7 protein-coding genes and 1 pseudogene are annotated in these 3,857 nt (G+C 45.5%); all 8 read right to left on the reverse strand.

The features are described 5' to 3' along the window. Window positions 1-93: 93 nt before the first annotated feature. A complete protein-coding gene (locus GGG_RS21190) occupies window positions 94-267 on the reverse strand; it encodes a hypothetical protein (protein WP_171057718.1) in 174 nt (57 codons plus the stop codon). 9 nt (window positions 268-276) lie between these two features. After that, window positions 277-699, reverse strand: a complete 423-nt coding sequence (locus GGG_RS0118325) for a hypothetical protein (RefSeq protein ID WP_004646451.1) — start codon at window positions 697-699, stop codon at window positions 277-279. Continuing rightward, window positions 674-1,171, reverse strand: coding sequence for a phage virion morphogenesis protein (locus tag GGG_RS0118330; RefSeq protein WP_010117670.1), 498 nt, complete (start codon window positions 1,169-1,171; stop codon window positions 674-676). The genes GGG_RS0118325 and GGG_RS0118330 overlap by 26 nt, the downstream gene beginning before the upstream one ends. Window positions 1,172-1,178: 7 nt before the next feature. Continuing rightward, window positions 1,179-1,619: a gp436 family protein gene (locus tag GGG_RS0118335; protein ID WP_010117672.1), complete on the reverse strand. Its 441-nt coding sequence runs from the start codon at window positions 1,617-1,619 to the stop codon at window positions 1,179-1,181. A gap of 7 nt (window positions 1,620-1,626) precedes the next feature. Then, complete coding sequence (locus tag GGG_RS0118340; RefSeq protein WP_010117673.1) at window positions 1,627-1,986, reverse strand: hypothetical protein; 360 nt, start codon at window positions 1,984-1,986, stop codon at window positions 1,627-1,629. A 10-nt stretch (window positions 1,987-1,996) separates the two neighbouring features. Further along, entirely contained in the window at window positions 1,997-3,076 is a 1,080-nt protein-coding gene (locus GGG_RS0118345; protein ID WP_010117674.1) for a major capsid protein, read from the reverse strand. Window positions 3,077-3,081: 5 nt separating this feature from the next. Next, on the reverse strand, window positions 3,082-3,453 hold the full coding sequence (locus tag GGG_RS0118350) for a hypothetical protein (protein WP_010117675.1): 372 nt from the start codon (window positions 3,451-3,453) through the stop codon (window positions 3,082-3,084). Between the two features lie 3 nt (window positions 3,454-3,456). After that, window positions 3,457-3,857: pseudogene (locus tag GGG_RS0118355) on the reverse strand (hypothetical protein); the annotation flags it as partial.

Consider the following 3,857-nt stretch of genomic DNA (forward strand, 5'->3'; position numbering starts at 1 on the left):
CGTTACCAAGATGACGCATAGCACCAGCAACATCATTCACAATCTCAGATAAGTAAAACTTACCTTGCAAAGAGATATAATTCTTTTTAGCCATTACTTTTCATCCCCTGTGGTTTTCTTGGCTGGAGCAGCGGCTTTAGCTTCAGGTACTTCCTGAATCACACCATCTGCCACTAATTTTTTAATTTGAACATCGTCCAGTCCGCCGACCATATCGCCTTTTTGAAAGCGGCCGACAGGCTGAGTTGCCTTATATTGTTTTGCCATGACTGGCTCCTAAATGAATTTCTGTGATTCAAAAATAATAGTGATGTATGCAAAGCCTGGACTGTAGCCATCTCGAACTGATATGAAATCTAGTGCAGTACGCGATGCTTGAGGCTGCCAGCCTGACAGAAGTTGAATAACTTTTTCAGTCAAAAGCCCGGCTTCATCACTTACAGCACGTCCATCGGTCATTTGAGATTGAGCATTGCGACATGCCACCGTAACCGCCCATTGCTGACCGATCTGGTTGATGCTTCCACGACCTGCACTTGCCTTTTTATCTATACGAACAAAATTGACATGTGCCGACGGCGTGACTTGCGACATCTCTGTTACGCTGACTGAATTCAACGGCGTATAGATCTTTAGAAATTCTGGAATTTCTTTCAGCTTTTCTGCAATCTCATCACGTACCGCGAAGAAGGTGCTCATCTATAAAACTCCCGACAATATCCAAAACCATGACTTCATCTTCCGCATCAAGACCGAGTTGAGTCCGTGGTGGTAAAACTGACTGCTTTACCTTCCGATATTGACCACCCACTGCAAAAGTAATGTACTGGCCATTCTTGGGCAGGATTGTTGCGCCGTAATGCAGATGTGGTGCGTACGCAACATCAGTGCCCACTTCCACACCACTTGAAAGTACATTGTGTGTGTAGGAATTCATCAGGCGGCCAGTATCACGCAGTGTTTCACCGCCTTGCATACGTGCACGCCATGAAATCTTCCATGGATTACCATCAACATCGGTACCAGTTAGAAACCGATGCTGAGTACTGTTGACCAGCCCAGCACCAATCTCATCAAACAACTGGCTCTTGAGTGAATCAAAGTCACCTAATTGACTCAGCACCGCTTCAATAGGTGAGCTATCAGCTCGAATGGTTATTGCAAAAGCCATAAGCACCTCACTTCAAGCTGGGCATCTGGTCCAGGACAGAATCTCCAAATACACCACCGGTATACGAAGTACCGACTGGCGCCGTCGAAGGTCGCCCTTTGGGTTGGTCATCCACGATCTGGCTTGTTTCAGGCAACTGGATCTGCAAATGTGCCTTGTTGTCAGCAACGCGCTTTAAGAATGCGATTGCATCCTCATAACGCTGTCGCACCTCTTCGGTGGGCTGCTGGAAGTAAAGACGATAACGTGCGATATCACACGCCATGCGCTTCAAATTACTCGGCACATTGGGAAGCGGCAGAGGATAACGACCACCGATGTGACCATTAATTTCCTCTGTTGCATCCTGGATTGCATCAGTTACTGAGGACTGAGAAGGAAGCATTGTTTTTAGATTTTCAATCTCATCACCAAATCGTGCGATCAAATCTGATTCAATCGCATACATAGATCACCTACTTGGTTTCATCAGCAGGCTTTGGGTCTGCTTTAGGTTTTGCAGCAGACTTTGCCTTTTCAAGTTCAGCCACTTTAGCTTTTAGCTCGGCAACTTCTTGATCAACCTTCACCTTGTCAGCAACTACTGCCCGATTGGCTTCAGTTAAGGTTTTATTTGCTGCGGTTAGCTCAGCATTGGCTTTTTCAAGTTCAGCCAAACGTGCAGCGGTATTGTCTGCTTCTGGCTCTTCCGGCTCTTGATATTCTTCAATAGCCCCAGATGCTAAAAGGGCCTGAAGTTGTTTAGCTTCAAGCCCTTTGATTTCATCACCTGGCATAAAATGCCCGATGGATTGTTTTGCTGTGTACTTCGGCATGTCTTGCTCCTTATAGGGTGATAAAGCCAGTACCACCAACCACACCGTTCTTATTAGACGGCACAACCAGTGGAGCAGATTCGGTCATCAGCATGATGCCGCTTGGATCTTCACAGTACCATTGACGGTCAAAGTACTGCTGAGCAACGCCGTTGGCCAGCATGTTCTTGATCTTACAGTGAGCTACCGAACCATTGGTATCAGAGATTAGTGAGAAGTAATCTTTAGGAATAAAGCGCTTCACTTGACCTTTGTTACGGTAAGTTGCGTCATATACCCAGAATTCGATTCCATCAAAGGTTCCTTTGAAGGTTGCTGATTCTTTTACACCAAAGCTTGGATTCACTGGAACAGAAATACCCGCATATGGCGTGATGAATTCTTTTTTGAATTCTTCATTGTTCCAGAGAGCCGCCCAAACCAAGCCAGACATAACAGACAGCTTAGCTTCACCACCATCAGCAGCCAATTGACGTTCAAGCATGGTGCGAATATCCGTTACTGGCTTGGCACCCGCTTCATTCCATTTGACCAACGGCGTATATGTCAAAGACGCATCACGACGGTAATCCACCAGGTTGAGCTCATAATCATCTGAGTGAAGCGTGTATTTACCATTTTTCAGTAAATCGATAGCCATCATCATGACTGAGTTATCAATCGCATCATGGTTGCGCTTCATCACTGAGATTTGAGCAATGATCATTTGCTCTTGCTCAGATAGTCGCTGGTTACCAGTTGAGATGATACCTGCAGTACGTAAACGCTCAAGCAAGGCAATTTCAAAAGTTTCTGCCGGAGTGACCTGATTCTTTGGCTTGTAGTAAGCCGGTTTAACGTGGCGTACTTCACCAGATTGAGTAGTATCAAATGGCTTACCAGGCTGTTGCGGTGATACCAGTGGTGCCAGATCATGTTCAGCTGATAATTCAGCCAGTGGCACATCATCACGCGTGAATAACGGGCGATTAGGGAAAAGCTTATCTAAAAGCCATGTGTCCATTGGACGGTAATTCGAGTGGATCAGTGCCAGCTCACCCACATCAAGAAGTTCAAGTGGAGCACCTTCAATATTAAAAGACTGTGGCATGTTAATTACACCTTAGAAAGTTCGATTTTGTTTTTAGTTGCCTGTGCACGCGCTGCATCGTATTGAGCAGTAGTCAGCAAGGTTCCATTTACAGATACAGCTTCAATACTGAACACTCCGCCGTAGTAGACCGGAATTTCGATTCCATCAGCGGCCTTGATTGTGGCTTCTGCAGCCGTAACGTCTTGGCCACAAATCACATCCCATGTTTTTTCATCAGTAGCGTGTGTGAGTACATTCGCATCTGAAAGTGTAAGTAAGTCACCTTTTTTATAGGCTGTAGCGGTAGTTACTTTGGCATTGGCACGTCGTAACTTTTCATTGTCTAGGACCAGCTTTTTAGACTGGACCGTAATTTTTGGAATAACCTGGCTCATGAATTATTTCCCCTTGTTTTGTTCTGCGAATGCTTGTGCACCAGAAGTGAATTTGTGAGTGTCGGTATTATTCGACTGGCCATCTTGCCCCGGATTAGCTTGATGGCTAAACAGGTGAGCAAATGCCGGATTTACATTTGGTGCAGGCTGCGGCTGTTGTGCAGCTGGCTGCTGTGTATTACCTGCCGAGAACTGACGAAGTTGCTTAGCCGTGAAGGCAAAAACTGAATCGTCCATATTGGTATAAGCTGTTTTATCTTCAGCACTGAACTGTGTTTTCAGCTCAGTTTCTAAAGCTGCAATTTCATCAGCACGCTTTTGTGCTTTGAATTGCTTAAGTTCAGCTAGGGCATTATCACGTTCACGCTCTGCCTGCTCTTTGGCCTGTTGAGCTTTTTCTAATT

It is taken from the genome of Acinetobacter sp. P8-3-8, assembly GCF_000214135.1.
Lineage (GTDB): Bacteria > Pseudomonadota > Gammaproteobacteria > Pseudomonadales > Moraxellaceae > Acinetobacter.

Bases quoted from the DNA above. Each gene is read 5' to 3' on its own strand.
- GGG_RS0118325 (WP_004646451.1), bottom strand. From the start codon at position 699: ATGAGCACCTTCTTCGCGGTACGTGATGAGATTGCAGAAAAGCTGAAA.
- GGG_RS0118345 (WP_010117674.1), bottom strand. From the start codon at position 3,076: ATGCCACAGTCTTTTAATATTGAAGGTGCTCCACTTGAACTTCTTGAT.
- GGG_RS0118340 (WP_010117673.1), bottom strand. From the start codon at position 1,986: ATGCCGAAGTACACAGCAAAACAATCCATCGGGCATTTTATGCCAGGT.
- GGG_RS0118330 (WP_010117670.1), bottom strand. From the start codon at position 1,171: ATGGCTTTTGCAATAACCATTCGAGCTGATAGCTCACCTATTGAAGCG.
- GGG_RS21190 (WP_171057718.1), bottom strand. From the start codon at position 267: ATGGCAAAACAATATAAGGCAACTCAGCCTGTCGGCCGCTTTCAAAAA.
- GGG_RS0118335 (WP_010117672.1), bottom strand. From the start codon at position 1,619: ATGTATGCGATTGAATCAGATTTGATCGCACGATTTGGTGATGAGATT.
- GGG_RS0118350 (WP_010117675.1), bottom strand. From the start codon at position 3,453: ATGAGCCAGGTTATTCCAAAAATTACGGTCCAGTCTAAAAAGCTGGTC.